The organism is Tessaracoccus yangjingae (assembly GCF_054483935.1).
Window position 1 is genome coordinate 818,025 of the sequence record NZ_CM137014.1, and the last position, 26,971, is coordinate 844,995.

General features: G+C 69.7%; 22 protein-coding genes. 13 read left to right on the top strand and 9 right to left on the bottom strand.

Translation table 11 applies throughout. The features are described 5' to 3' along the window. Window position 1: 1 nt before the first annotated feature. The 4 genes from ACX1D3_RS03630 (at window position 2) to ACX1D3_RS03645 (ending at window position 4,554) form a co-directional block, all read left to right on the top strand. Complete coding sequence (locus ACX1D3_RS03630; protein WP_458995622.1) at window positions 2-1,735, top strand: ABC transporter ATP-binding protein; 1,734 nt, start codon at window positions 2-4, stop codon at window positions 1,733-1,735. Beyond that, entirely contained in the window at window positions 1,732-2,502 is a 771-nt protein-coding gene (locus ACX1D3_RS03635; protein WP_458995623.1) for an energy-coupling factor transporter transmembrane component T family protein, read from the top strand. The genes ACX1D3_RS03630 and ACX1D3_RS03635 overlap by 4 nt, the downstream gene beginning before the upstream one ends. A 17-nt stretch (window positions 2,503-2,519) precedes the next feature. Beyond that, window positions 2,520-3,293, top strand: a complete 774-nt coding sequence (locus tag ACX1D3_RS03640) for an AIR synthase family protein (RefSeq protein WP_458995624.1) — start codon at window positions 2,520-2,522, stop codon at window positions 3,291-3,293. Window positions 3,294-3,420: 127 nt separating this feature from the next. Beyond that, window positions 3,421-4,554: a glycosyltransferase gene (locus ACX1D3_RS03645; protein WP_458995625.1), complete on the top strand. Its 1,134-nt coding sequence runs from the start codon at window positions 3,421-3,423 to the stop codon at window positions 4,552-4,554. A 107-nt stretch (window positions 4,555-4,661) separates the two neighbouring features. Here the strand turns inward: ACX1D3_RS03645 and ACX1D3_RS03650 are convergent, their stop codons facing one another. From ACX1D3_RS03650 to ACX1D3_RS03665, 4 genes are read right to left on the bottom strand one after another with little or no spacing between them, the layout of a single operon-like run. Next, window positions 4,662-5,546 carry a carbohydrate ABC transporter permease gene (locus ACX1D3_RS03650; protein WP_458995626.1) on the bottom strand — a complete coding sequence of 295 codons (885 nt, stop codon included), beginning with the start codon at window positions 5,544-5,546 and terminating at the stop codon, window positions 4,662-4,664. Next, entirely contained in the window at window positions 5,543-6,664 is a 1,122-nt protein-coding gene (locus ACX1D3_RS03655; RefSeq protein ID WP_458995627.1) for a carbohydrate ABC transporter permease, read from the bottom strand. Before ACX1D3_RS03655 ends, ACX1D3_RS03650 begins: the two co-directional genes overlap by 4 nt. Before the next feature lie 20 nt (window positions 6,665-6,684). Further along, on the bottom strand, window positions 6,685-7,941 hold the full coding sequence (locus ACX1D3_RS03660; protein ID WP_458995628.1) for a sugar ABC transporter substrate-binding protein: 1,257 nt from the start codon (window positions 7,939-7,941) through the stop codon (window positions 6,685-6,687). Window positions 7,942-7,953: 12 nt separating this feature from the next. Further along, a complete protein-coding gene (locus ACX1D3_RS03665; RefSeq protein WP_458995629.1) occupies window positions 7,954-8,946 on the bottom strand; it encodes a LacI family DNA-binding transcriptional regulator in 993 nt (330 codons plus the stop codon). 136 nt (window positions 8,947-9,082) lie between these two features. Between ACX1D3_RS03665 and ACX1D3_RS03670 the strand changes: the two genes are divergently transcribed. Beyond that, on the top strand, window positions 9,083-10,963 hold the full coding sequence (locus tag ACX1D3_RS03670) for a glycogen debranching N-terminal domain-containing protein (RefSeq protein WP_458995630.1): 1,881 nt from the start codon (window positions 9,083-9,085) through the stop codon (window positions 10,961-10,963). Between the two features lie 526 nt (window positions 10,964-11,489). Beyond that, window positions 11,490-12,146, top strand: coding sequence for a cytidylate kinase-like family protein (locus ACX1D3_RS03675; protein ID WP_458995631.1), 657 nt, complete (start codon window positions 11,490-11,492; stop codon window positions 12,144-12,146). 489 nt (window positions 12,147-12,635) lie between these two features. Here ACX1D3_RS03675 and ACX1D3_RS03680 read toward each other — a convergent pair whose 3' ends face one another. From ACX1D3_RS03680 to ACX1D3_RS03690, 3 genes are all read right to left on the bottom strand, one after another. After that, window positions 12,636-13,139, bottom strand: a complete 504-nt coding sequence (locus ACX1D3_RS03680; RefSeq protein WP_458995632.1) for a hypothetical protein — start codon at window positions 13,137-13,139, stop codon at window positions 12,636-12,638. A gap of 119 nt (window positions 13,140-13,258) precedes the next feature. After that, window positions 13,259-13,909 (bottom strand): response regulator, encoded by a 651-nt coding sequence (locus ACX1D3_RS03685; RefSeq protein ID WP_458995633.1) that lies wholly within the window; start codon window positions 13,907-13,909, stop codon window positions 13,259-13,261. Further along, window positions 13,897-15,621: a sensor histidine kinase gene (locus tag ACX1D3_RS03690; RefSeq protein ID WP_458995634.1), complete on the bottom strand. Its 1,725-nt coding sequence runs from the start codon at window positions 15,619-15,621 to the stop codon at window positions 13,897-13,899. The genes ACX1D3_RS03685 and ACX1D3_RS03690 overlap by 13 nt, the downstream gene beginning before the upstream one ends. Before the next feature lie 150 nt (window positions 15,622-15,771). Here ACX1D3_RS03690 and ACX1D3_RS03695 point away from each other — a divergent pair, with 150 nt between their 5' ends. Then, complete coding sequence (locus ACX1D3_RS03695) at window positions 15,772-18,546, top strand: hypothetical protein (RefSeq protein ID WP_458995635.1); 2,775 nt, start codon at window positions 15,772-15,774, stop codon at window positions 18,544-18,546. Window positions 18,547-18,587: 41 nt separating this feature from the next. Here ACX1D3_RS03695 and ACX1D3_RS03700 read toward each other — a convergent pair whose 3' ends face one another. After that, window positions 18,588-18,989, bottom strand: coding sequence for a hypothetical protein (locus ACX1D3_RS03700; RefSeq protein ID WP_458995636.1), 402 nt, complete (start codon window positions 18,987-18,989; stop codon window positions 18,588-18,590). A gap of 252 nt (window positions 18,990-19,241) precedes the next feature. Here ACX1D3_RS03700 and ACX1D3_RS03705 point away from each other — a divergent pair, with 252 nt between their 5' ends. From ACX1D3_RS03705 to ACX1D3_RS03720, 4 genes are all read left to right on the top strand, one after another. Then, window positions 19,242-20,099: a serine protein kinase RIO gene (locus tag ACX1D3_RS03705; RefSeq protein WP_458995637.1), complete on the top strand. Its 858-nt coding sequence runs from the start codon at window positions 19,242-19,244 to the stop codon at window positions 20,097-20,099. 180 nt (window positions 20,100-20,279) lie between these two features. Further along, complete coding sequence (locus tag ACX1D3_RS03710) at window positions 20,280-21,578, top strand: MFS transporter (RefSeq protein WP_458995638.1); 1,299 nt, start codon at window positions 20,280-20,282, stop codon at window positions 21,576-21,578. Then, a complete protein-coding gene (locus ACX1D3_RS03715; RefSeq protein ID WP_458995639.1) occupies window positions 21,575-24,391 on the top strand; it encodes a DUF2804 family protein in 2,817 nt (938 codons plus the stop codon). The genes ACX1D3_RS03710 and ACX1D3_RS03715 overlap by 4 nt, the downstream gene beginning before the upstream one ends. Window positions 24,392-24,496: 105 nt before the next feature. Further along, on the top strand, window positions 24,497-25,042 hold the full coding sequence (locus ACX1D3_RS03720; RefSeq protein WP_458995640.1) for a flavodoxin domain-containing protein: 546 nt from the start codon (window positions 24,497-24,499) through the stop codon (window positions 25,040-25,042). A 76-nt stretch (window positions 25,043-25,118) separates the two neighbouring features. Here ACX1D3_RS03720 and tal read toward each other — a convergent pair whose 3' ends face one another. Further along, window positions 25,119-26,192: a transaldolase gene (gene tal, locus ACX1D3_RS03725; RefSeq protein WP_458995641.1), complete on the bottom strand. Its 1,074-nt coding sequence runs from the start codon at window positions 26,190-26,192 to the stop codon at window positions 25,119-25,121. 217 nt (window positions 26,193-26,409) lie between these two features. Here tal and ACX1D3_RS03730 point away from each other — a divergent pair, with 217 nt between their 5' ends. Continuing rightward, a complete protein-coding gene (locus ACX1D3_RS03730; protein ID WP_458995642.1) occupies window positions 26,410-26,676 on the top strand; it encodes a type II toxin-antitoxin system Phd/YefM family antitoxin in 267 nt (88 codons plus the stop codon). Then, a complete protein-coding gene (locus tag ACX1D3_RS03735) occupies window positions 26,673-26,948 on the top strand; it encodes a type II toxin-antitoxin system RelE family toxin (RefSeq protein WP_458995643.1) in 276 nt (91 codons plus the stop codon). The genes ACX1D3_RS03730 and ACX1D3_RS03735 overlap by 4 nt, the downstream gene beginning before the upstream one ends. The last annotated feature ends 23 nt before the right edge of the window (window positions 26,949-26,971 follow it).

The window sequence follows — 26,971 nt, forward strand, 5'->3', positions numbered from 1 at the left end:
GATGAAGAACTCGTTGGACGTCGTCGGCGTCAGCTATCGCTACCCGAAGGCCGACGCCGACGTCCTCCACGGGATCGACCTGAGTTTCCCGGCCGGCAGCTTCACCGTGGTGATGGGGCAGGCCGGGTCCGGGAAGTCGACGCTGCTGATGACCCTCAACGGTGTGATCCCGCACCTCAAGGAGGGGACCCTACGGGGGAAGGTGATGATGGATGGGACGGATCTGCGCGGCTTCCGAGTCCAGACCATCACCAGGTACGTCGGGCTGGTCCTTCAGGATCCGGAGAGCCAGATCCTGGGACGCAGCGTCGCCGAGGATGTGGCCTTCGGGCCCCGCAATCACCTCGTACCCCGTGACGAGATCCGCGTCCGCGTCCAGGAGAGCCTGCACCAGGTGCAGCTGGACGGCTTCGGAGGACGGGAGACCGCGCAGCTGTCCGGCGGCCAGAAGCAGCGGCTGGCCATCGCCGGCATCCTTGCGCTGCGGCCGGAGGTGATCTGCCTGGATGAACCCACCTCGGAGCTCGACCCGCAGGGCCGCGACGAGATCTATGCCACCGTGGATGCGCTCCGCCGCTCCGGTGAGGTGACGATCGTCGCCGTCGAGCACGCCAGCGGCGACATCGTCGCACGCGCCGACCACCTGGTCGTCGTCAAGGACGGCCGGGTCAGCTGGCAGGGACCGCCGAGCGATTTCTTCCGAGACCTCGACCTGGTCACCGGCAACCAGGTCAAGCCGCTGCCGATCGCGGTCGTCGGCGCCGGACTGGCCATCGCAGGGCTGATCGAGCCCGGTGACATCCCTCTGTCCGTGGACGCTGCGGAAGCGCTCGTTCGCCGCCTCGCCGCCGGCTCCCTGCCGGCCGCCCCGCCGTCGGCCCGGCCTGCCGCACGCGGGGCGGGCAGCCCGGTCGTCGAGCTGCGGCAGCTGGTGCACACCTATCCCGGCGGCCATCGCGGGCTCGCCGGTGTCGACCTGAGCATCGGCCGCGGCGACTACGTGGCCATCGTCGGACGCAACGGCGCCGGGAAGACGACGCTGGTCAGGCACCTCAACCGCCTCCTGGCCCCGACGTCCGGCACGGCGCTGGTCAACGGCATCGACACCGCCACCCTCACACCGTGGGAACTGGCGCGCCACGTCGGCTACGTCTTCCAGAACCCCGATCACCAGATCTTCAGCGCGACAGTGGGCGACGAGGTCGGGTACGGGTTGCGATTGGCCGGACTGTCCGAGGCGGAGATCGACACACGCGTCGCCGAGGCGCTCGATGTCGTCGGATTGACGGCGCGGCGACACGAGCATCCGTTCTCGCTCGGCAAGGGTGAACGCCAGCGCATCGCGGTCGCGTCGATCCTCGCCCTCCGTCCGGGGATCCTCGTGGTCGACGAGCCGACGACCGGGCAGGACTGGGCGGGCGTGCAGAGCATGATGACCCTCATCGGCCGGCTCAACCAGGCAGGAACCACCGTCGTGATGGTCACCCACGACATGGACGTCGTCGCCCACCACGCCCGGCGGGTGATCGTGATGAACGACGGAAGGATCGCTGCCGACGGCCCCACCGCGGAGGTTCTGGCGCGCACCGACGTACTCGCCTCGGCCGCGGTCGTCACCACCCAGCCCGTCGAGCTGTCGCTGCGGCTGTGGCCGCAGGCGTCGCCGATCCTTGACGAGGCCGAGCTCGGCCGGCACCTGGCCGACGAGCTCGTCCGCAGCAGGTGCCTGCGATGATGCTGCAACGGCTGGACGTCAGGGTGAAGATCCTCGCCTTCGTCGCGGTGATGGTCGGCATGTTCGTGTTCTCCGATCCACTTGCCACCGCCTGCCTGCTGGTGCTGGTGCTCGCGGCCGTGACCGCCACCCGGACCCCCGTGCGCGGACTCTGGACGATGCTGCAGCCCCTGCTGCCCGTGCTGGTACTGATCGTCGCGGTGACCATGGTCACCAGCACCCAGTTCACCCGGCCCGGGCTGCACGCAGAGGTGTTCTCGGTGTGGGGCCTGTCCGCGACACTCGGCGGCCTGTTGGTGGGGCTGAACTTCGTCGCGCGGATCCTGCTGATGGTCGTGGCCACCTACGCGTTCACCATCAGCACGCCCGTCGATGACCTGCTCGAGGTGCTCAGCCGAGCCCACGCCCCCTCCTGGTTGTCGATCCTGGTGACCACCTCGATCTCATTCGTCCCGACCATGGCACGCAAGAAGGACATGATCGTCGAGGCGCAGCGGGCCCGGGGGGCGCGCGTCGCAGATTCGGGGCCGCTCGGCCGGCTCGTCTCCCTCGTCCCGATCATGGTGCCGCTGATCACCAACTCGATCCTGATGGCGGAGAACCTCGCGGTGGCCATGACCAACCGCGGCTTCGGCGCCAACAGCGCCATGACCGGGATGCGTGTCCTGCGGTTGCGTCCCGTCGATCTCGTGGTGACGGCTGTGGTGCTGGGCGTGCTGTGCGGGATCCTGGTGCTTCGTTTCGGATACGGATCGGGAGTGTTGTGAGGCGGATCAGGGACCTGGTGATCATTGACGACCTGGTCGTCGCCACCGACTCGACCGGTGGCATCGGGCCGAAGCCCGCCGACACCGTGTACGCCGATGCGGCCACCGTCGCCCACTTCGCCCTGCGTGTTCCCCTGCTCGAGGTGATCTGCGCCGGCGCGACGCCGATCCTCGTGATCGACGACCTGTGCGTCGAACTCGAACCGACGGGGCGTCAGATGATCGCCGAGATCCACCGGCTCGCAGCGGCGGTCGGGCTGCCTCCGGAAGCCGTCACCGGCAGCACGGAGGAGAACGTCCCCACCGCTGCCACCGGCATCGGGGTGACCGTCCTGGGGCGGCTCGCGGAGTCCGCCACGACGAAGCCGGGCGGCGCCGTCGACGGCGACCTCGTCCTGTGTGCCGGACTGCCCCTCTCCGCGCCGCGCGACGGGATCCACATCGGTCACCCCGACCAGGTCACCGTGGCCGCAGTGGCGGCGGTGGTCGCCAGTGGGCTCGTCCACGACGCGCTGCCTGTCGGATCGAAGGGTCTGAGCTGGGAGGTTCCCCAGCTGGCAGCCTCGGCCAACCTGGGCGTCCACTGGCTGCCCTCCCCGGTTGCGCGAACGGACTCCGGCGGCCCATCCAGCTGTGTCCTGTTCAGTGTCGACGCCGCCGTGGCTGATCACGTCCGGATGCTGTGCGCTCCGGCACCCGTCCACACCGTTGCGCGCCTCCAGCGCGGTGCCGCTGGCCATCACCTGGGTGATGGAGTTGTGGACTGCAGGCCGATGCCCTCGATCGGCTGACGCGGGTCGTCGGGATACTCGGCGGGCAACCTCAGGACAGCCGGCGGGCGATGTGTGGGGAGTCGGTCCGCTGACTGCTGGCCACATGGAGCGAAGCGTGGTGAAGTACGCCCAGGAGGAAGCGAAGATGCACGTTGTCGATGCCACCGTCTTCTACTCCCCGACCAGCGGCGGCGTGAGGCGGTACATGCTGGCCAAGCACGAGTGGATGCGGGCGCACACCGACTGGCGCCACAGCCTGGTGGTGCCTGGCGAAACTAACACGCACGCGCCCGGTGGCATCTCGATGGTGCGCGGAACCCGGGTTCCCGGCGTGCTCAACTATCGGCTGCCTCTGAACCCACTGAGCTGGATACGTGCCATCGAGGCACTGGAGCCGGATCTCATCGAGGTCGGCGACGCGTTCCAGGCCGCCTGGGCCGCGTCCCGAGTGGCCAGGCGCCGGGATGTCCCGGTCGTCGCCTTCTATCACTCGAACCTTCCGCAACTCGTGGGTCGCCGTCTCGGCACAAGCGTGCGCAGGATCATCGAGTCGTACGTGAGGCACACCTACGAACCGTGCGCCCTGGTGCTGGCGCCCAGCCGCGACACCTGCGACTACCTGCGCAGCTTCGGCGTGGGCAACGTCACCTCCCAGCCGTTGGGCGTGGACATCGACACCTTCAATCCGGTGCGACGTCGCCGCGACCTGCGGGAGGAGTTGGGCCTGGCGCGCGGCACCCGGCTACTGGCGTTCGCCGGCCGATTCTCCGCCGAGAAGAACATCGACGTGCTCACCGAGGCGCTGCGCAAGCTCGGCGATCGGTATCACCTGCTGATGGTGGGTGGCGACGAGACCCGCCGCGACGGCAACGTCACCCGGATCCCCTATCGCCGAGACAACCGGCAGCTCGCGACCTACTTCGCCTCGGCCGATGCCCTCCTGCACGCGGGCACGTACGAGACATTCGGCCTCGTCGTGCTGGAGGCCATGGCCTGCGGACGACCGGTGGTGGCGATGCGCGCCGGTGCCCTGCCCGAGCTGATCGCCGAGAACACCGGGCTGCTGGCCGAACCGCAGGGCCATCCGGTCATGGCGGCGGTCAGCCTGGCCGCCGCCGTCGAGGAGTTGTATGCGCGGGACCCGGACGCCATGGGCGAGGCAGCACGCCGCCACGTCGAGGCCAACTACAGCTGGACGCACGTCCTGCCGGGTCTGATGTCGCGATACCAGGTGGCGGTGAGTGCGCGGGGCCGTGTCGCTGCGGCTGGTGCCCCGTAGGGCGGCGAGGTCGTGGTGGCCCGAATGGCACGGCATCGTCTCGGTAAGCAGAAGATCGGCGAGCAGAACGGCGAGAATCGGCGCCCGGTTGTCGATCGCCCCCCGGGTCACTCCTTGACGGCTCCCGAGGCGGTGTTCATGATCTGGCGTTGGAAGATGAAGAACACGATCGCGACCGGGATTGTCATCAGCGCCGCGGCAGCGAGCTTGAGGGGGTACTGGGTTCCCTGACTGAGCTGCCCGCTGGCCAACTGGGCCACGCCCTTGGTGAGGGTGGTCAGCTCGGGGTTCTGGGTGGAGATGATGAAGTGGGTCAGCTCGTTCCACGAGCCCTGGAAGCTGAGGATGATGATGGTCATCAACGCGGGCCTGGCCATGGGGAGCACGACGTGCCAGAAGGTCTGGAACGTGTTGGCCCCGTCGATCCGGGCGGCCTCCTCCACCGAGGGCGGGATGGACTCGAAGAAGTTCTTCATGATGAACACGCCTGCGGCGTCGACGAGCAGGGGCAGGACCATGCCCGCGTAGCTGTCGTAGATGCCCAGTTGCTTGATCACCAGGAACTTGGGGATCAGCAGGACGACGCCCGGGACGGCCATGACGGCGATCAGCATCGCGAAGATCACCTTCCGGCCGGGGAACTTCAGGCGGGCGAGCGCGTAGCCGGCCAGCGAGTTGAAGAACACCCGTCCGATGGTCACGAAGAAGGTGACGAGGAATGAGTTGACGCCCCACGCGGGGAAGTCCGAGTTCGCGAACAGCCGGGTGTAGGCGGCTGTGGTGAACGGGTTGGGGATCAGCGACATGGGGTTGGAGGCCGCATCGCCGTCGGTCTTGAACGAGGTGGCCACCTGGATCACGAACGGGAAGATGTATCCCAGGGCTATGCCGACGAGGACGGCGTAGCCCGCGACGGTGGCGATGAAGGCCAGCGGGGACATCTCCCGCTTGGCCTGGATCAACGACGTGGCGGGGTGGACCGATGTACTCATACCGTTCCCTCCTTCTTGACCTGTTTCGTGGCGGCCATCGCCGCGGCGGCCCTGTCGGCACGCAGTTGTGCCCGAGTGGGCTTGGTGAAGTCGGAGTCGCCCAGGATCAGCCGCTGCAGCAGCGTCATGGTGACCACGATGGCGAACAGGACGAACGCGATCGCGGCGCCCCGGCCCCACGCCTGATCCTGGAAGGCCGACGTGTAGCTGAGGTACGCCGGAGTCATGGTGGTCTTCGCGGGTCCGCCCTGGGTGCCGGTGTAGATCTGATCGAACACCTGCCAGGTGCCGATCAGGCCCAGGGTGATGACGGTGAACAGCGTGGGCTTGAGCATGGGCAGAGTGATGTGCCAGAAGCGCTGCCAGGCGCTGGCGCCGTCGACCATTGCCGCCTCGGCCGTCTCCTCACCGATGTTCTGCAGCGCGGCGATGAACAGCAACATGAACGTGCCCGAGGTGGTGAACACGGCCATCACGATGAAGGCCGACATGGCGACGGAGGGTCCCGCGATCCACTCCCAGCCGGAGACCCCGAACAGGGCCGGCTGCCGCATGCCCTCCGACGGCTCGACGCCCATCGCACCCAGGATGATGTGGATCACGCCACGCGGGTCGGCGAACCAGTTCGGCCCCTGGATCGACAGCCACGACAGCACCTTGTTGACCACGCCTGAGATGTTGAACAGGAACAGCCACAGCACCGTGATCGCCACCGACGATGTCACCGACGGGAAGTAGAACGCGGTGCGGAAGAAGCTCTTGCCCTTGATGTTCTTCCTGGTCACCATGACGGCCAGGAACAGCGACAGGATGGTCTGCAGCGGGACCACCAGCAACACGTAGAACATGTTGTTGCGGATGGCCGTGCCGAAGTCCTTCCCAGGCAGACCCTTGCCGCCCAGCACCTCGACGTAGTTCTGAGCGCCGATGAAGTTCACGTTCGCGCCGAACGGCGACAGCCGGCCCGACCAGTCCGACACGCTCACCCACAGCGCCATCACCACCGGGATGAACAGGAACACGCCGAGGATGACCACTGTGGGGGTCACGAAGGCCCAGCCGGCCAGGCTCTGGTTGTTGATGCCAGGGCCTGACCGGACTCGCTTGAGGGTTGCCATGAGAAGGTCTGATCCCCGGATCAGCCTGCGACGACGGGCTCGAGCAGCGGCTGGATGGAGTCCAGCATGGCCTTGGGGTCGGTGCTCTTGAGCTGCGAGAGCTGCGAGTTGAACTCGGAGATCACGTCTGAGGCGCCGGGCTGGGCGGGCAGGTTCTGGGCGTACTCGGCGCCGGTCACGAAGGCCTCCATGGTCGGGTTCGCGGCCACCCAGTCCTCCTTGGCCGACTCGATCGACGGCATGGGGCCGAACGCCTCCGAGAAGGCCAGCTGCTGGTCCTTGGTGGTCAGGAACTCGACGAGCGACTTGGCTCCCTCGATGTTGTCGCCATCGGCGGAGATGCCCCAGCAGTTCGTGTACTGCAGGGTTCCGGGCTGCTCGCCGGCCGGCAGCTCGACGACGCGGTACTTCACGTCGGCGAAGTCGTTCTGCATCGCGCCGGTGATCCAGTTGCCCTCGATGACCATGGCGGCCATCTGCTTGCCGAAGGCCTCGCCACCCCACCCCGCGCCGATGTCGGAGGAGAAGGCGAAGCTGCCGGCCGCCATCTGCTCCTTGACGTAGGTGAGGGCCGCGACGTTGGCCTCCGAGTTGGCGGTAGCGGCGCCGTCGGTCACCAGGCCGCCCCCGGCCTGCGCCATGAACACGCCCACGCGCTGGATCTCCGGGCCGAAGGCGAGGCCCACCCTGCCATCGGTGGTGAGTTTCGCGGCGACGTCGGCCAGTTCGTCCCAGGTGGTGGGGATGTCGTCGCCGGTGAGCCCGGCGTCGGCCCACAGGGTCTCGTTGATGATCAGCGCGAGCGTGGAGAAGTCCTTCGGTGCGCAGTAGAACTGATCCTCGAAGGTGAAGGCATCGCGCAGGCCCTGGTAGAAGTCGTCCTTGTTGGACAGCTCGTCCCCGTAGGCCAGGAGTGAGCCGTTCTTGGCCCAGCCGGTGAAGGCGTCGGTGGAGACGTAGAGCACGTCGGCGGGGGTGCCCGCGGCGAAGCCCTGCGACGCCTGCTGGACCAGGTCTGAGGCGACGATGACCTCGGCCGGGACGCCGCTCTCGGCGGACCACGCCGCCACGGCCGACTTCACGGCCGCGGTCTCCGCGTCGCCGGAGGAGCCGATGAGGACCGAGACCTCGTTCTCGTTGGCGGCCGGCGACTCACCGGCGACGCTGCTCTCGCCGGGGGCGGTGGTGGGCTCCTCGAAGCCGCCACCGCAGGCGCTCAGGGTCAGGGCCGCGGCAGCCAGCGATGCGCCGAGGGCGACGATACGTCGTGTGGACATGGTTGTTTCCTTTCAGGAGGGTGAGCCGGCAGTGCGCCACTGCAGGCGGGGAGGGAGAAGAATCTGTTGAGCGGGACCTGCCGGGTCGGCGATGCGGTCGATGAGGAGGTCGATGACGGCCTGGGCGACGTCCTCGACGGGCTGACGGAGGCTGCTGAGGCCGACCATGCGTGCCACCGGCGTGTCGTCGAAGCCGACGACATCCCCGGCGATCCGGTGGCTGTCCAGGTATCGCCCGGCGCCGAGCGCCAGGGAGTCCGAGGCGCACACGACGGCGGTGACGCCCTCGGCGTGCAGCGCCGCCATGGCATCCGCGCCCGAGTCGAGTGAGTCCTCGCGGTGCGCGCTGTAGCGCTCCTGCTCGTCAGGGCCGAAGCCCGTGGCCTCGATCCAGCCGGCCTGCCGGTCCTGACCGACGCCGCTGCTGTTGGGCCAGCCGATGAAGCCCACGAGACGGTGGCCCATGCCGAACAGGTGGGTGGTGGCCTCCGCGACCCCGGCGCGCCCGTCGACATCGACCCAGGAGTGCCTGGAGTCGCGGCCCCAGGGGCGGCCGAAGGCGACGACGGGCAGGCCGAGGTCGACGATCGCGTCGGGACGCTCGTCCCCGACGTGGGTGTCGGCCAGGATCACGCCGTCGACGGCATGGGAGTCCCGGAACTCGCGCACCGTCTCGATCTCAGCGGCATCGTCGTCGGCCGTGAACAGGACGATGCGGTAGCCGCGAGCGCCGGCGATGCTGGTGAGGGCGTGCAGGAAGCCGTCCATCACGGCGCCGTTGATGCCGTCGCCCGCGTTCCTGAGCCGCATGCCCAGGTTGTAGGTCTGCTGCGTCCGCAGCGCGCGGGCCGCAACGGACGGCCGGTAGCCCGCCTTCTCGATGGCGTCCAGCACGCGGATCCGGGTCTGTTCGGAGACCTTGGCCCGGTTGTTGAGCACGTTGGACACCGTCTGGCGCGACACGCCGAGCTCGGCGGCGAGCGTGTCCAGCGTCGGCTTCTTCATCACGCACCTCCTCGTGCTGGTCGAAGTTTCCTCTTGAGTTTATCGATAAACCCTGATGCAATAGTGCCCAGGGGATCCGCAGGTGTCAAGAGCCGTAGGAATCCGTGATCAAACTGCAACCATGAGGAATCGGCCCATGAACCAACCCTTTCTGCACCGGCTGGTCTGCCTTCCCAAGGCACCGCTCCAGTGGTGGTCCACGCCCGACGGTGAGGCCGGCGGCGGCGTGGAGGGCATCTACTGCGGCGACGACCGGGTGATCTCCGGCCTGACCCTGGCGGTGACGTCTCACGACGCCGAACCCATCGGCCATGCCGTCGAAGGGTCGCGGGGCCGGTTCACCACGGTGCTGCGCACGCCAGCGGAGGGAGCCGATCCGGTGCTGACCCTCACCCGTCACCGGCAGACGCGAGGCGAGGCCGTGTCCGAGCGGATCGAGGTGGCCTCGGCGGCCGGCCGGCCGCAGCGCGTCGAGTTCAGCGTGTCGCTGGTGCTGGACGCCACTGTGATGGAGTCGGTCAAGGTGGGCCTCGGCCCCGTGGCTTCGGCTGAGCCGCCGTCGGCCTCCGACGGCGGGTGTGTGTGGCACTGGCGCGATGAGTCCACCCGCGCACGGCTCGGGTCGGACACGGCGAGCATCCTGACCGCTTCGGATGAGGTGACGCTCAGCTGGGCTGTCGCGGTGGAGCCTGGGGAGATCGTCGCGGTGGAGTGGCGGCTTGAGCTCTCGGACGTCGACGCCAAGTTTGTGGCGGCGGACGTGGAGTTCGCGCTCCCTGACGTCAGCGACGCCTCGCTGCGGCGGTTGCTGGCCGCCAGCGCGGCGGACCTCAACGGCCTCGCGCTCGCCGAGCGCGACGACCCGTCGCGGTACTTTGTGGCCGCCGGCGCCCCATGGTTCTTCACCCTGTTCGGCCGCGATTCGCTGATCGCGGCACTGATGGCAGCCCAGGTGGCTCCCGAGCTGGCCCTCGCCACGCTGCGCACCTTGGCCGCCCGGCAGGGCGTGAAGACGGATGTCAACACAGCCGAGCAGCCCGGCAAGATCCTGCACGAGGTGCGACGGGTGGCGCTGGACCTGCATGACGACGCCACGGTCCTGCCCCCCGAGTACTACGGCACCATCGACGCCACGCCGCTCTGGCTCATGCTCGCCGACAGGCTCGTGGAGCTGGGGCGTGGGGCCGAGGTCTCCGCCCTGATGGACCACGTCGTCGCCGCCCTCGGCTGGCTGCGTGACCATGCCGACGCCGATTCCGACGGCTTCCTCGAGTACTTCGACGAGTCCGGCCACGGGTTGGCCAACCAGGGATGGAAGGACTCGGGCGACTCCATCAGGTTCGCCGACGGGCGCATCGCCGAGGGCCCCATCGTGCTGGTGGAGGTCCAGGGATACGCGGCCGCCGCCGCCCAGGCAGGCGCGCGGCTCCTGGCGCGCTTCGGCCGCAGCGACGAGGAACGCGCCTCCTCTGGCGAGTGGGAGTCCTATGCCGAGGCGATGGCCGCCCGCATCCGCGAACGGTTCTGGCTCGAGGACGAGGAGGGTCGCTACCTGGCGATCGCGCTCGACAAGGACAAGCGGCCGGTGACGGGGGTGTCGTCCAACATGGGCCACCTGCTGGGCCTGGGCGTCCTGACCCCCGACGAGGAACGCGCCGTCGTCGCGCGGCTGGTGTCGCCCACCATGGCCAGCGGTTTCGGCATCCGCACCATGTCCACCACCAACGGCGCGTACTGGCCCATGCGCTACCACGTCGGGTCGGTCTGGACGCACGACACCGCCTGGATCGTCGGCGGCATGGCACGCGCCGGCTTCCACGCCGAGGCCGTCGCCGTCGCCCGGCAGTTGCTGCGCGCCGCCGAGGCCTTCGACTACCGGCTGCCGGAGCTCTTCGGCGGCTGGAGTGCCGACGAGGTGGCCCAGCCCATGCCGTACCCCGCGAGTTGCCGCCCACAGGCCTGGGCTGCGGCGAGCGCCTTCGTCATCGCGGACGTCCTGGAGGGGCAGCCAGCGTAGCCGGTTGCGGGAGCCCGGCATCGGGGATCCCCTGCGTTGCCCGTGCCGGTGCCTCAACTCGTCGGGCTGATCGCTGGTGCTGCGGCCCAGTGAGCCGAGCGCCCGCCCAGGTCCGGTGGGGGCTGTGCGCGGCTCAGCCAGTACCTCGTCCGGGGGTGGTTGACTCCACCCACCCTCCTCAACATGACCGGCTGAAGTACTGTGCCAGGAGAACCGCGCTGCCGGCGGCGAGAGTCCGCGGCGCGGGTAGCCGGGGGTGGGGCACGGATGGGAAGGGCAATGACGCTCAGGACTGGTCTGGCGCTGGTGATGGCGTTGGGCCCGGGCAACGAGCGGATCCCGCCAGCAAGCCAGACCGGGCGTCGCGGGCATGAGCTCTTTTCGCAGTGCCGTCGTTCCAGGGGACGGCATGGCAAGAGTTCGGGGGAGTCGGCCCGGGCGGGCAAACGGCGTCGAGAAACCCGCCGCGGGGGTAGTGTGGTGTTGATCCTGACGTTAACCACGCTGGCCTTGAGGAAGGATCGTCATGAGTGCAATTACTGTCTCCCGCAAGCTTGGATCGTACGGCGGCAGAATCGCGGAGCGGGTCGCCCAGGAGTTGGGCTGGAGGTTCGCTGATCGATTCTTCGTCGACGCCGTGATCAGCGAGTACGGATTGATCGAGTTGCGGGATCTCTACGACAAGCCACCGAAACTTCTCGACCTCTTCAACGAGAACACCGCGATGACCATCAGATGGATGAACAAGACCGTGGAGACCCTGGCCGCGAAGTACGACATCGTGATCCTGGGACGGGGCGGGTTCGCCGCCCTGAAGGGGTACTCGGATGTGTTCAACGTGCTGGTGACCGCCCCCGAGGACGTTCGGGTCAAGCGGGTGATGGAGGACAACAAGGTCTCCAAGGGGGTCGCCCAGGACATGGTGGAGCGCGACGCAGATACGAAGAAGCGCTTCGTTCGCCGCTACTACGGCGAGGACTGGGCCGCTGAGGAGAGCTACGACCTGGTCGTCGACACCTCCGAGGTGTCGGAGGAAGAGGCCGCGCAGCGCATCATCGATGCCGCGCGAGCCTGGTTCGAGACCAGCGACGGCCCTCGCGTGGCTGAGCTGGAGGTGGATGAGGTGCTGCTGCACACCATCAAGGCTCGCTTCGACTCGGACGCCTCGCTGTACCAGCCATAGGGGCTGTGGGATCTCGGCCGTCAAGCTGACGGAAGCCGCCCGCCGCGAGTTGAGATCGCATCTCTGACTAGTCGCTCGCTCCTGGAATACCTGCGCTCCAAGCTGATCGCCGAGGTCGCCCAAAGTGAAGCCGCACCACTTGCCGCAGCCGGTGACCGGTCGTCGGCCTATGGGCAGACGGCGCGAGGGTCAGAGTCCGCCTGCCTCGCTAGCCGGTGGTCGTCGCGGACGGCTCGGGGGTCTCTCCCGGCGCCGGAGTCTCGTCGGTGGGTTCCGTCGAAGTCGCGGAGGCTGACGTCGCCGGCTCCGCTGAAGCGGAGGGTGTGGGTGATGCGGGAGCGTCGGGGGAGGGGATTCGGCCCCCGACGATGCCGGCAATGGCGACGACCACGACGATGCCCGCGACAGTGGCCAGGTACCACCAATGCAGCCGACCATTCTTGAGGAGCTCGGATAGGCCCGAGTACTGGGTGTGATCTGCGCGCGACATCAGAAGAACTCAATCGATGGGTTGCCGTTACCGGTGGAATCGCCGGCCTTGCCCAGGCCGCGGATCACCTGTTGGCGTTCCTCCGGCGTCAGGTCTCCTTCTCGAAGTGCTGTGGCGGCCGCTCGACCCCGTGAATCCTCGGAGGCGGTCGCCTTCGCGGACTGTGCCTGGTTGGCCGCCTGGACGCCGAACACCGTGCCGATCAAGGTCCCCACCATCGTGGTCACCGGCGCGATGGCCGCCGCGACCTCGGTGGCGGTGGGGAGGAACAGCAGGGCCAGAGACAGCGAAGCCAGGACGATGACGAATCCCAGCGCCACCAGATCCCGGCCGAGAGCGACGCGAATGTGCGGGGCCTCGCCGGCGGGCTGCGAGGGTTCAGGCTGTTGGGGAGGGAGAGCGCCGCCGTCGCCGCCGGTCGCGTCCTCTTCCCGGGCTTTTCCCGGCGGGGTTGTGTCGATTGACATGAAGGAATTGAATGCGTGCGTCAGCTGCGCCGTCAATCACGTGACGAGACATTCCCCGGTGCCACCAGGCTGTTTCGGGTTTCCGTCGGACAATCCAGGTAATTGAGACTGCACTGTGACTTCCCCATTGCCGGCCCCACCCGCCGAGCCGTGCCCTATGCCGTCGACCCCTCCAGGTAACGGATGACGGCGAGCACGCGCCGATGGTCGTCGGCGGTCAGCGGGAGGTTCAGCGCGTCGTAGATGTGCGAGGTGTGCTGCACGACGGCCTTCTCCGTGAGCACCAGTTCAGCGGCGATGCCGGCGTTCGACCGGCCCTCCGCCATGAGCGCCAGCACCTCGCGCTGGCGCCTCGTGAGCCGCCGCACCGGGCCGTCCGTGTGTTCCGCGCGGCTCAGCATGAGGTCCACCACCTCGGGGTCCAGGACCGTGCCGCCGTCGGCGACGCGGTGGAGGTCGGCGAGGAAGGTCGCGATGTCGGCGATCCGCTGCTTGAGCAGGTACCCGACCCCCGCACCGTCGCCGTCGAGCAGCTCGATGGCATAGCGGCGCTGGACGTACTGGGACAGCACCACCACCGCGACCCCCCGCTGCCGGACCCGCCGCGCCGCCCGCAGCCCCTCGTCGGTGAACGTCGGCGGCATCCGGATGTCGGTGATGACCAGATCCGGCCGCTGGTCGACGACGGCGTCCAGGAGGGCATCAGCGTCGCCGACGCTCGCCGCCACCTCGATGCCGCCATCCTCCAGCACCAGGGTGAGACCCTGCCTGAGCAGGGCCTCGTCCTCGGCGATCACGACCCGCATGGCACCTCCATCCGCAGCCGGGTGCCCCGGCCGGGCGGGCTGTCAACATCCAACCGACCTCCCACCGCCTCAACCCGGTCCCGGAGGCCCCCGATGCCCGAACCCGGCCGCGGGGTGGCGCCGCCCGCCCCGTCGTCGGCGACGGAGACGACGAGGTCACTGTCGACGCGTTCGATCGTCACCGACGCCTCGGAGGCGCGCCCGTGCTTCACCGCGTTGGTGAGCCCCTCGGCGACGGCGTAGTAGGCCGTCAGCGCGACGGCGGGCGGCAGGTCCACGGGCACGGACGAGGCGTCGAAGCGCGTCCGCAGCGGCATCCGGTCGGTGAGGTCCTCGACGGCGAGGGCCAGTCCGCGCTCCTCCAGCGCGGACGGCATGATCTGCCGCGCCAGGCGCCGCAGGTCGGTGGCGGCAGCGTCGATCCCCTGCCGCAGCGCCGTGGCGCCCGATTCCAGCTCGTCGGGCCCTGCCCCGGCGGCGGCAGCATTCGCCAGGCGCTGGGCTTCGACGCCCAGCAGCACGAGGCGCACCTGGAGCCCGTCGTGGAGGTCGCGGGCGATGCTGGTCCGCACCGCGTCGGCCGCCTCGACCAGGCGGGACCGCGACCGCATCAGCGCCGCCCGGCTGGCGCGGAGCGCGGCGGTGAGCCGCTCGCCGTCGATCGCCAGGGCGACGACGCCTGCCGCCTCCTGCACCGCGCGCGCCGTCGTGGTGCGGGGGTCGTAGACGATGGCGCCGACGAGGTCGCCACCGGAGCGGACGTGGACGGCGTCGGGGCCCGGCGATCCCGGGGCGGGAACGTCGACGCGTTCGCCGGTGGCGTCGACGAACTCCTGCCGCTCAGGTACCCAGTAGGCGAGCCGGACCGAGGTGTCGCCGAGGGAGCGGGCGAGCGCGTCGCGGACGGCGGGCCGGTCGGGGCCGGAGCTCAGCCAGGCGGCGAGGGCCTCGGCCTCCGCCGTCGGAGCGAAGCTGCCCAGCAGGGACGCGGCGAGGAAGGTCAGCGGCACGCCGGCGATCGCGGCCATCTGCACGCCCCACACCTGGACGGGGTCGAGTCCGAGATACCCCCGCAGGATGAGGGAGGACGTCGGGATGAGCGCCGCGACGGCCATGCCGTAGCAGTACAGGGGGATGAGGGTCCACCGCTTGGCGGGCGAAGCGAGCAGCAGGCGGTACAGCAGCACCCCGGCGAGCGCCACCATGACGACGGTACCGATCACCGACTGGACCAACGCCCACTGCTGCCCCTGCCCGGGTGGGAGGAGCGCGCGTGGGATCTGCAGCACCACCGAGTTGAGATAGGCGGTGCCCGCGATCACGCGCGGCACCCAGCGCCGGAGCCGCCCTCCCGGGAAGGCCAGCAACAGATGGACGATGACGGCGAGGATCCAGGTGGCCGCCACCAGGCCAAGCACGTCGAGGCCCCGCAGCTCCGTGTTGCCGACGCCGGCCACCAGGAGCGCGAGCCCGCCCAGCATGATCAGCGCCCCCATGAGGGAACCCGGCCGGCGCCACCACGCCAGCGCCCCCGCGCCCGCGTAGACGAGCGACACCGCCGGATAGACCAGGGTGAGGGGGTGGAAGCCGGGCACCGCCCACAGCAGTGCCGCCTCGAGCAGGGCCGCCGCCGCCCCGGCGACGAGGCAGGCGGTGAGGGCGGCACGCAGCGAGTCGACCAGCTGTGGTCTCGATTCCCGCTGCCTGCCCACCGTCGCCCTCTCAGTCGCCGACAACCCTATTGCCGGGCGGGCCTCGGAAGATAGGCGACCTAGGTCCATGGTCCGCTCGCCGTCGCTCCGACATCGTGGTGACGGGTCTCGCCAGTGCTGGGCGGGCTCCGTCGTGAAGGAGGACCGGAGATGATCAGAGTCGGGCAGAGCGAGCCTCGATCGCGAACCCACGTCCGCCTCGCGCGTCTGTGGGCGGTGATCCTGCTGACGCTGTCGCTCGCGGTGTCGGTGGCCCCGGGGGCGAGGGCCGAGACGGACCCGAGCGTGGTGGTCGTGACGCTGTCGTCGACGGCCACGCTCGCCCGCACCGGCAGTACGGTGCCGATCACCGCGACCGCGATGCTGGACGGGAGGCCGGCGCCGGCGAGCAGCGTCGAGTTCTACCGATCCACCGACGGCGTCACCTTCGAGAAGTACTCCACGGTCCCGATCTCCAGCAGCGGAACGGTGACGGCGAACGTCGAGGTTCCGATCGCCCCGGCCGGACAGGTGTACTTCCGCGCCACGTACGTCACGCCATACGGCTGGATGAACGGCGGAACCAGCGACATCCTCGCCATGCCGGTTGACCAGACGCCGCGGATGTGGTTGAGCCGGTCGAGCAGCGTCTACGGCTCCAACGTCGCGGTCAGGGTGACGGTGGCGTACTTCCGGGGTCCGGTGACGGTGTCTCTGGACGGCAGCTACGAAACGACCTGCCCGGCCACCGGCGACTGCGTGATCGGCGTGGTCACGACGCCCGCCGGCGCGCACACCATCACGGCCTCCGACGGCGTCACGACGCTGGCCGCGCCCTACACCATCATCAAGTCCTCCACGGCGGTCACCGTCTTCTGCGCGAGCCCCTCGATGTACACCGGTGAGCCGGTCACGCCCTGCACGGCGACCGTCGTCGGCGGAACCCTGTACTACGAGTCGGTCGCCGTCGAGTACGCCAACAACGTCGCCGTGGGGACCGCCACCGCCACCGGCTACTTCCCGGGCGATGCCAACCACGACGGGAGCATGGCGTCCGGGACCTTCGCGATCGAGATGCCGACGGCGGTGACGGTCGACTGCGGCCCGGGCCCGTTCGTGTACACCGGCAGCGCGCTGACGCCGTGCACCGCGAGAGCCACCGGGTCGTGGCAGCTGGCGCCCCGCGACGTGCCCGTCACCTACACGGACAACCTCAACGCGGGCACCGCGACCGCCTCCGCGTCGTTCGTCGGGTTGAGCGGCTCGGCCCAGTTCGCCATCGCCAAGGCCCCGTCGACGACGACGGTGGCCTGCCCCGCGTCGGCCGCGTACACCGGCCTTCCGATGACCCCGTGCTCCGCCTCGGCGACGGGCGTCGGCATGGCGGCGGTGTCCCGGACGCCCTCCTACACCGGCAACGTCAACGTCGGCACGGCGACCGCATCGGCGTCCTGGGCCGGCGATGTGAATCACACGGGCAGCAGCGGCACCGGCACCTTCGTGATCACCAAGGCGGCCTCGACGGTGGCCGTGACCTGCCCGTCGTCGCCGCTGACCTACACGGGGTCGGCGCAGATGCCCTGCACGGCGAAGGCCACCGGGCCGGGCATGACTGACCTGCCCCTGACCGTCACCTACTCCGCCAACGTGAACGCCGGGACGGCCACCGCATCGGCGTCGTGGCCGGGGTCGGCCAACCTCAGCGGCTCCAACGGTTCGGCGATCTTCCAGATCGCCAAGGCCCCTTCGGCCACGACGGTGACCTGCACGGCCGGACCGCACGTGTACGACGGCGCCGCCAAGACGCCGTGCACGGCCGTGGCCATGAGGGTCGGTGGGTCGACCGTGCCGGTCGCCGTCGCCTACACGGGCAACGTCGACGCGGGCACGGCCGGCGCCTCCGCCACGTGGGCGGGCGACGCCAACCACCTGGGCAGCAGCGGGTCGCGGACGTTCGCGATCGACAGGGCCCCGGTCACCATGTCGGCCGGCGACTACAGCGGCGAGTTCGACGGCGAGGCGCACCCGCTGGCGGCGTGCGTGGTCTCGGGCGACTACGTCGGCTCCCTGACCTGCGTCAACGATCCGTCGACGGCGGGGCCGGCGGTCGGCTCCGGCGTCGTCGCGCCGCTGATGGCGTTCGGCGGGGAGAAGGCGACCAACTTCGACGTGACTGCGGTCTCCGGGCAGTGGGAGGTGAGGGCCGCCGCGCTCACGGTGTCGGTGGGGGCGGTTCCCGCCGTCGAGTGGGCCGGCGATGGGAATTACACCGGCGGGGTCGAGGTCCTGGTGACCACCGAGACGGCCGCGGGGGTCCCCAACGACGCGACCCTGCGCGTCCAGTTCACCGGTGTCTCCTCCGGCGCTTCCGCGACCCTCGACTGTGAGGCCACCACCGCCGGGAACCGGGCCACCCATATCTGCGTGGCGACGGCGGTGGACCTGCCGCTCGACGTCTACACCGTCGCGGCCGAGACCGTCTCGGGTAACGCGGCCGGCACCGGCTACGGGAGCCTGACGATCTACAACCCGGCGACGCGGCGAAGCGCCGTCGTGTCAGGATCCGTGGGATGGCCCGACGGCGGGACGGGGGCCATCGCGCTGTCGGCACGGACGGTGAAGAAGGGCGTCGTCGGCGGCGTGGTGCTGAGTCGCGAGTGGACCGACGGTGGCGTCGCCCACTCCGCGAAGCTGACCACTGCTGAGCTCAGTGGTCTCACCGTCGGCCGCGTGCGGATCGACGGCGGGCAGTGTCGCGTCGCGACCGTCACGGGCGTGGCCGGCTACACGCTTGACGGCGCGACCGAGACGGGTGTGCCGTTCAGCGTGTCGGTGACGGATTGCGCAGGTCTCGCGGGGGACCGCGTCGACGTGACGGGCCCGGGTGCGTTCCGGCAGGCGTCGCCGGTGCTGGCGGCTGGAGGCGTGCTGCTGGTCAACGCGTGACCGACAGCGGCCGTCGGTGGGTGCATCCAGGACAGGCTGGCTCAGGCCGGGGAGACGATGTTCCCGATCAGGAAGTACAGCCAGAACGCGACTGTCAGACCGCTCGCAACGAGTCCCACCCACACCGACCAGTGCCGATCACCGCGCTTGAGGGCGTACACGCCCAGCGCGAGTCCGACCAGCGAGAAGGAGATCGACGCCATGGGCAGCAGCTGCGAGTTGGACACCGTCACGTCGCCCTCATCACCCGACGGCGCGGCGCGGCTCATCAGCAGGGGCCAGGCCACCGCCACGAGCGAGACCAGGCCGAAACCGAAGGAGGACCAGGCCGGGAGCGTGTGGCGCGGAGCGGGGCCGGGGTCAACCGGTCTTCTGCGGTCGATGGCGACGATCACCCCGACGATGATGATGGCGAGCGCGACACCCACGAGTGAGACGAGCATGGCCCCTCCCCGGATTCACTGCCCAAGCGGGCTACTTCCATGCTATTCCTGCGGATCGTCGCCTGCTCCCTCTAGCTCTGCAACTGCTGCCGGGTTACCCTGATGGGGCGCGAACCGCGCTCCGGAGCCTCGTGAAGGGAGGGACAGAGATGTCACCCATTGCTGTGCACGCCTACTCAATCCCCACTTCACTTGAGGCCCCCGCCGCCTGACATTGTTCGCCGGGTGCCTCCTCCCTCAGGAGAACCACCCTTGCCCAACCTTCTTTCGTCGTTCAGCTGGAGCGACGCATCCACCACCACCACCTACCGCGACACTCTCGCCGACAACCAACGCTGGTCCACCTGGGACTCCATCGAGCGGCTCTGCCGCGGACCCGAGCCCTGGCCGGACTGGCTGGTGACCGCCGCGGCCGCCGTCGACACCGACCTCGGCCTCCTCAAGTCCGGCAAGGAGGCCGACGTCTCCCTGCTCGAACGCGCCGTGCCCGACCACCCGACGCGCTCCGTCGTCATGGCCGCCAAGCGCTACCGGTCCACCGACCGGCGTCTCTTCCGCCGCGACACCGGCTACACGGAGGGTCGCCGCATCCGCAACAGCCGCGACACCCGCGCGGTCGCGCGGAAGTCCACCTACGGCCGCGCCGTCGAATCGGGCCTGTGGGCGCGCGCCGAGTGGAACGCGCTCGTCACCCTCTACACGGCCGGCGTGCCCGTGCCGTACCCCGTGCAGATCGACGGCACGGAGATCCTCATGGAGTTCATCTCCGACGGCGACGCCGCGGCCCCGCGCCTCCACCAGACCCGCCCGTCGCCCGCACAGCTGGACCACCTGTTCACGCAGTTGCGGGACGCGATGCAGACCATGGCGCGCCTCGGCCTCGTCCACGGAGACCTCAGCCCGTATAACACGCTGGTGTCCGGGATCGACGACGACGAGCCGCGCCTGGTGATCATCGACGTGCCACAGCTGGTGGACCTGGCGTCGAACCCCTACGCCTTCGACTTCCTCCACCGCGACTGCACCAACATGGCCGCCTGGTTCAGCCGCGCGGGGCTGCCGGTCGACGGCGACGACCTCCTCGGTGAGGTGCTGGCGCACGCCTGGTGAAACCCAGGGAGGTGAACAGCTGTAACACCTACTGCAACACCGATGTTGCAGTAGGTGTTACAGCTGACCCAGTGCCCAGGTGGCTCGCGGGTCGCGCTTGGAGTTGCCGCGCCACGTCACGATGCCCTCCTGCTCTGCATTCCGATACAGAAGTGCATCGCCAGCCGCTAGGGTGACGGCATGTCTGACGGCCGGGTGGGGCGACGCCTCTGGTTCTGGGTGATCGTGCTCGGGCTGACGGGCCAGCTCGCCTGGACCATCGAGAACATGTACCTCAACGTGTTCGTCTACGACACGATCACCGACAACCCCGCGGTACTGGCCACCCTCGTGGCGGCCAGCGCGGTCGCGGCCACCGTCGCGACGCTGCTCGCCGGTGCCTGGTCGGACCGCAGCGGGCGCCGTCGAGAGTTCATCGCCGCCGGCTATGTGCTGTGGGGTGCCACGACGGCGGCGTTCGGGTTGGTCGACGTCGAGACGGCCGCCGCGATGGTGCCCGCCGTCGACGCGGTGGTGGTGGCCGTCGTCGGCATCATCGCCCTCGACTGCCTCATGAGCGTCCTCGGCGCCACCGCCAACGACGCCGCCTTCAGCGCCTGGGTGACCGACTCCACGACGAAGCACAACCGCGGCAAGGTCGACGGCGTGCTCGCCACCTTCCCGCTGCTCGCGATGCTCGTCGTCTTCGGCGCGCTCGACCCGCTCACCCGGGGCGGGCACTGGATGGCGTTCTTCTCGATCATCGGCGGCGTGACTGCGCTGGTCGGCGTGATCGCGTGGTTCGGGCTCCGCCAGCCTGCCCGCCCCCGGCCGGGCGGCAGCTATCTCTCGACGGTGATCCACGGCCTGCGGCCCAGCACCATCCGCGCCAACCCGCGGCTCTACGCGGCGCTGGCCGCGTGGGCGGTCCTCGGCACCAGCACGCAGGTGTTCCTGCCGTACCTCATCATCTACGTTCAGCGGTACCTGCGGATCGACGGCTACGCCATTGTCCTCGGATCCGTGCTGCTCACCGCGGCCGTCGCCAGCGCCCTCGGCGGCCGGGTGCTGGACCGGGTGGAACCCTCGCGCGGGATCCTGCCCATCATGGGCATCTACGTCCTCGGCCTCCTCGCGATGTTCCCGGTTCGGGGCATGCTGCCGGTGATCGGCGCCGGCATCGTCATGATGTCCGGGTTCATGCTGGGCGTCGCCGCCATCTCCGCCACCGTGCGCAACCTCACCCCACCCGCGCGGGCCGGCGAGGTCCAGGGTCTGCGGATGATCGCCGCCGTGCTCTTGCCGATGGTGATCGGCCCGTTCATCGGCGCCGCCGTCATCTCCGGCGCCGACGAGACGTTCGTGGACCTGGGCGTCACCAAGCAGGTCCCCACCCCCTGGATCTTTCCGGCGGCCGCGCTGGTGGCCGTCCTCATCGTCGTCCCCGTCTACGTCCTGCGCCGCGCCGAGGCCAGGGCCCGAGAGGAGGTCTCCGCGTGATCACGCCCTGGGGCGAGGCCCTCGATCCAGACCACGTCCTGCCGGAGTACCCGCGCCCGCAGCTCGTGCGCGACTCGTACCTCAACCTGAACGGCCGCTGGGAGTACGCGTTCACGCCAGTCCCGCCCGGGCCCGCGGAGGCGCCCGCCGTCCCGTCGCGCTGGGACGGGGATATCGTCGTGCCGTTCTCGCCCGAGGCGCCGCTGTCGGGCGTGGGCCGCGTGCTGCAGCCGGACGAGCACCTCTGGTACCGCCGCGACCTCACCCTCCCCGACGGCTTCACCCGCGACCGCGTGCTCCTCCACTTCGGCGCCGTGGACCAGGACTGCGACGTGCTCATCGACGGCGTGCGCGTCGGCGGCCACCGGGGCGGCTACCTGCCCTTCACCGTCGACGTCACCGACGCCCTGGCCGACGGCGGCCCGCACGAGCTGGCCGTCCGCGTCCGCGACGTCACCGACACCTCCTGGCGCGCCAAGGGCAAGCAGACGCTGGGGGGCTCCGAGGGCATCTGGTACTCGCCGCAGTCGGGCATCTGGCAGAGCGTCTGGGTGGAATCGGTGCCCGCGCGGTGGGTGGAGCGGCTCGTCCTCACCCCGGATCTGGCCACGGGCGGGTTGGAAGTCACCGTCGTCGACGGGTCGGGTCTTCCCGGGACCGCAGAGGTGACGGTCAAGGCCGAGGGCCGCGAGCTGGCGCGGGCGGAGGTGCGCACCGGCACCCCGACCCGGATCCACCTGGGCGACGACGTCCGGCGCTGGAGCCCGGAGGACCCCTTCCTCCACGACGTAGAGGTCCGCCTCGGCGACGACGTGGTCACCAGCTACATCGGGATGCGCTCCTACTCCATGGGGCCGGATGCCGAGGGCAGGACCCGGCTCCTCCTCAACGGCGAGCCCTACCTGCACGCCGGCCTGCTGGACCAGGGCTACTGGCCCGACGGCCTCTACACCGCGCCGTCGGACGAGGCCCTCATCCACGACATCCAGACCGCGAAGGACCTCGGGTTCACGATGCTGCGCAAGCACATCAAGATCGAGCCGCTGCGCTGGTACCACCACTGCGACCGGCTGGGCATGATCGTCTGGCAGGACATGGTCAACGGCGGCCGGCCGTACAGCAAGGTGGTCATCCACGCGCCGGTGAAGGTGCCGCAGTTCTGGCTGAGCGACCGCTGGCACGCGGCCCTCAGGCGCGCGGACGCCGAGGGCAGGGAGGAGTTCCTGGCGGAGCTGGACGCCACCGTCGAGCTGCTGCGGTCGGTCCCGAGTGTCGCGGTGTGGGTGCCGTTCAACGAGGGCTGGGGGCAGTTCGACTCCGTGGCCGCCACGGAGCGCATCCGCGCACTGGACCCCACCCGGCTCGTCGACCACGCCTCCGGCTGGTACGACCAGGGCGGAGGAGACCTGGCCAGCCGGCACGTCTACTTCCGCCGCTTCGCGCTGTCCCGGAGGGATGCCGAGGAGCCGCGCGCCGCGGTGCTGTCCGAATTCGGCGGCTACTCGCTGCGCGTGCCCGGCCACACCTGGACCGACGCCGAGTTCGGGTACAAGAGCTTCTCCGACCGCACCGCTTTCGAGCGGGCGTTCCTCCGGCTGCAGCACGCCGAGGTGGGCCCCGCCGTCGACGACGGCCTCGCCGCCTTCGTCTACACGCAGCTCGCCGACGTGGAGCAGGAGACCAACGGGCTGATGACCTACGACCGGCGCGTGCTCAAGGTGGACGCCGACCAGGTCCGCAGCTCCAACCTCCGCCTCCGCGAGCGCCACGACCGGGCCGCCGGTGTCGCGGCCGCGCGCCCGGTGTGGGTGCACGAACGCGAGATCACCGGGCCCGTGTCGCTGACGCTGGCGGACGGCCGCCTCAACCCGGACGCCGTCGGCTGGACGCGCACGCCGATGATCACCACCGACGGCGTGGGTCGCGGCCGGGTGGGCCGGGGCCGCAACAAGCGCTGGGAGTACTGGGCGGTCACCACGCCCAGCCACATCGTCGCGCTGGTCACCTCGGACATCGACTACGCCGCTGTCCACGGCATCTGGTTCCTCGACCGCGCCACCGGTGCGGTCATCTCCCACGACGCCATCGGGGTGCTCGGCGGCAGCGTCACGCTCCCCGGAACCCTGGGCGCGGGCCCGGTGCGCACCTCGACCAAGGCAGTGAAGATTGCCGTCGACGAAGACGCCGGCGGCACTCGGCTGCGCGCCCGCGGGGACCGCGTCTCCTTCGACATCTACGCGCACCGCCCCGACGGCCACGAGAGCCTGGGCGTCGTCGTGCCGTGGTCGGAGACGCTGTTCCAGTACACGGTCAAGGACGTGGCGCGCCCAGCGAGCGGCAGCATCACCGTCGACGGCGTCACCCACGTGGTGCCCGACGGCGAGTCGTGGGCCGCGCTGGACCATGGTCGCGGCCGCTGGCCCTACGACATGCGCTGGAACTGGGGCGCCGGTTCGGGCCGCACCGACGGGAGGGTGGTCGGCATCCAGGTGGGGGGCCGGTGGACCGACGGCACCGGCGCCGTGGAGAACGCGCTGGTGGTGGACGGGCGGCTGACCAAGATCAGCGAGGAGCTGGTCTGGGAGTACAGCACCACCGACTGGCTGGAGCCGTGGCGGGTCACCGGGACCGACGTCGACCTCACGTTCACACCCTTCCACCTCAAGGAGTCGGTCATCGACCTCAAGGTGTTCGCTGGGATCACCCACCAGTGCTTCGGCCACTGGGCGGGACGCGTCCGCGACGAGACGGGTGCCTGGATCCGGATCGCCGACGTCGTCGGCTGGGCCGAGGACGTCCACAACCGTTGGTAAGCCGACGGCGGAGGTCGCTGAGTCGGAGGCCCACTGGCTGCGGACGGCAGGCGTAGCCTGAGGTGAGGGCATCATCCTCACCTCAACGCGACGAGGAGGGTAACCATGAACGTGCTCGTGGCATATGCGACCCGGCACGGATCCACCGCAGGCATCGCCGAGCGGATCGCCGAGGTGCTCACGCGGGAAGGCCACACCGCGGTGGCGACACCGGTCGAGGAGGCGGGCCCGCCCGGCGGCTACGACGCGGTCGTGCTCGGCGGGGCCGCGTACATGTTCCACTGGCTGAAGCCCGCGCTGCAGTATGCGCGGCGCCACCGGGAGGCACTGGCCGCACGGCCGGTGTGGCTGTTCAGCAGCGGACCGCTGGGCACCGACCAGGTGGACGCCGACGGCAAGGACGTGCTCACCAGCTCCCGCCCCCGCGAGTTCGACGAGCTGACCGATTCCTTGTCGCCCAGGGGCGAGCGGGTCTTCTTCGGTGCGTTCGACCCCACCGAGAAGCCGATCGGGCTCGGCGAGCGGATCACGCGCGCCATGCCTGCCGCTGAAGGCCTCCTGCCCCAGGGCGACTTCCGCGATTGGGAGGAGATCGAAGGCTGGGCAGAGCAGATCGCCGTCGAGCTCTCGGGGAGCGACGAGCGGGCGTGACGTGACCCGCGGCCTCGACAGGCCGGGGCCACGCCGTCGTCACGTTGAGGTGGTGCGAGACGCCTGACGGGGCGCCTCAGCTGAGGGCGCGCCGCACCGTCTCCTGGAGTTCCTTCCAGCTCACGATGAACTTCTCCACGCCCTCGTCCTCGAGGACCTGGAACGCGTCGTCGAGGTCGACGCCCGCCTCCGCGATCTCCGCCAGGACGGCGCGACCCTGGTCCGCGGTGCCCTCCATGGGGGTGCCCACCGCGCCGTGGTCGGCGAATGCGTTGAGGGTCTTCTCGGGCATGGTGTTGACGATGTTGCGGGCCACCAGATCCGAGACGTAGAGGGTGTCGGGGTAGGAGGGGTCCTTGGTGCCGGTGGACGCCCAGAGGGGGCGCTGCGGGTTGGCGCCCTTGGCCTTGAGCGCGGCGAACCGCTCCGAACCGAACACCTCGTCGAACGCGCCGAGCGCGACCTGCGCGTTGGCGATGGCCGCCTTGCCCTTGAGGTCCTCCCTGCCCAGCGTCGTGAGGCGGGCGTCGATCTCGGAGTCGACTCGCGAGATGAAGAACGAGGCGACGGAGTGGATGGTGCTGAGGTCGCGGCCGGCGACGTCGGCGGTCTCCAGGCCGGTCAGGTAGGCGTCCATCACCTCGCGGTAGCGGTCCTCGTTGAAGATGAGGGTGACGTTGACGGAGATGCCGCGGCCGATGACCTCGGCGATCGCGGGGATGCCCGCCTTGGTGGCGGGGATCTTCACCAGGAGGTTCTCGCGGCCCACGATGTCGTAGAGCTTCTGGGCCTCCGCGACGGTGGCGTCGGTGTCGTGCGCGAGCTCCGGCGAGACCTCGATCGAGACGCGGCCGTCGAATCCGCCGGTGCGGTCGTAGATGGGCTTGAGGAGGTCCGCGGCGTCGCGGACGTCGGTGGTGGTGGCCAGCTCGATTGCCGCGTCGACGTCGGTGAGGCCCTGGAGCTGCGCGGCGTAGGAGTCACCGTCGCTGAGGGCGGCGGCGAAGATGGTGGGGTTGGTGGTCACGCCGACCACGGACCTGGTCTCGATCAGGTCGGCGAGGTTGCCGGAGGTGAGTCGCTCGCGGGAGAGGTCGTCGAGCCAGATGGAGACGCCTGCGTCGCTGAGGGTCTTGAGTCGGTCGTTCATGGGCATCCTTCTGTGGAATTTGGGGTCGCTTCGACCCTAAGCGGCCGGCTCGGCCCGGGCCGAGGGGTTGCGCTAAGTTGCCCGCCTGGTGGGGCACTTGAGGAGTCGGCCGCGGCTGACCGGCCGACTACCAGCCCGGGTGCAGCGACCGCGCCACGGCCGCGCCCCCAGCGAGGCTCACCTTGATTCTCGCCCCTGAAGCGCCACAATTGTGGTCATGACAGCCGAATCCCTGCGTGAGGTCCGCGACCATTTCAGTGAGGTCGTGGACCGCGTCGAGCACCATCACGAGCGCGTCACCGTCACGCGCAATGGTCGTCCCGTCGCGGTGTTGATCAGCCCTGCTGACCTTGCCGAGTTGGAGGAGACGCTCGACGTTCTGTCGGATCCCGACGCGCTGGCCGACATCCGGGAGGCGGACGCTGCGTATGCCTCTGGCGACGTCGTGCGGGGGAGTGACGCGATCCGGAGCCTTCGCCGGTGAGCCCTGAGGGGGGCTACGAGCTGGTCCTCACCCCGCCCGCTGTCCGCGCGGTCCAGACAGAACTGCCAGAGGCGGTTGCTGCCGCGGTGATCGAGTTCATGACCGGACCGTTGGTCGAGAACCCGCGGCGGGTCGGAAAGATGCTCCGCCGCGAGTTGCAGGGAATCTGGTCTGCCCGGCGGGGCACCTACCGGGTGCTGTACCGGACCAATGATCGCGTCAACGAAGTCGTGGTGGTGCGCATCGACCACCGGCGAGACGTCTACCGCTGAGCCCCGTTCGGCCGGGGAGAGTC

Bases quoted from the DNA above. Each gene is read 5' to 3' on its own strand.
- ACX1D3_RS03665 (WP_458995629.1), bottom strand. From the start codon at position 8,946: ATGAAGAAGCCGACGCTGGACACGCTCGCCGCCGAGCTCGGCGTGTCG.
- ACX1D3_RS03710 (WP_458995638.1), top strand. From the start codon at position 20,280: ATGTCTGACGGCCGGGTGGGGCGACGCCTCTGGTTCTGGGTGATCGTG.
- tal (WP_458995641.1), bottom strand. From the start codon at position 26,192: ATGAACGACCGACTCAAGACCCTCAGCGACGCAGGCGTCTCCATCTGG.
- ACX1D3_RS03635 (WP_458995623.1), top strand. From the start codon at position 1,732: ATGATGCTGCAACGGCTGGACGTCAGGGTGAAGATCCTCGCCTTCGTC.
- ACX1D3_RS03630 (WP_458995622.1), top strand. From the start codon at position 2: ATGAAGAACTCGTTGGACGTCGTCGGCGTCAGCTATCGCTACCCGAAG.
- ACX1D3_RS03650 (WP_458995626.1), bottom strand. From the start codon at position 5,546: ATGAGTACATCGGTCCACCCCGCCACGTCGTTGATCCAGGCCAAGCGG.
- ACX1D3_RS03730 (WP_458995642.1), top strand. From the start codon at position 26,410: ATGACAGCCGAATCCCTGCGTGAGGTCCGCGACCATTTCAGTGAGGTC.
- ACX1D3_RS03645 (WP_458995625.1), top strand. From the start codon at position 3,421: ATGCACGTTGTCGATGCCACCGTCTTCTACTCCCCGACCAGCGGCGGC.
- ACX1D3_RS03670 (WP_458995630.1), top strand. From the start codon at position 9,083: ATGAACCAACCCTTTCTGCACCGGCTGGTCTGCCTTCCCAAGGCACCG.
- ACX1D3_RS03720 (WP_458995640.1), top strand. From the start codon at position 24,497: ATGAACGTGCTCGTGGCATATGCGACCCGGCACGGATCCACCGCAGGC.
- ACX1D3_RS03700 (WP_458995636.1), bottom strand. From the start codon at position 18,989: ATGCTCGTCTCACTCGTGGGTGTCGCGCTCGCCATCATCATCGTCGGG.
- ACX1D3_RS03675 (WP_458995631.1), top strand. From the start codon at position 11,490: ATGAGTGCAATTACTGTCTCCCGCAAGCTTGGATCGTACGGCGGCAGA.
- ACX1D3_RS03660 (WP_458995628.1), bottom strand. From the start codon at position 7,941: ATGTCCACACGACGTATCGTCGCCCTCGGCGCATCGCTGGCTGCCGCG.
- ACX1D3_RS03685 (WP_458995633.1), bottom strand. From the start codon at position 13,909: ATGCGGGTCGTGATCGCCGAGGACGAGGCCCTGCTCAGGCAGGGTCTC.
- ACX1D3_RS03655 (WP_458995627.1), bottom strand. From the start codon at position 6,664: ATGGCAACCCTCAAGCGAGTCCGGTCAGGCCCTGGCATCAACAACCAG.
- ACX1D3_RS03695 (WP_458995635.1), top strand. From the start codon at position 15,772: ATGATCAGAGTCGGGCAGAGCGAGCCTCGATCGCGAACCCACGTCCGC.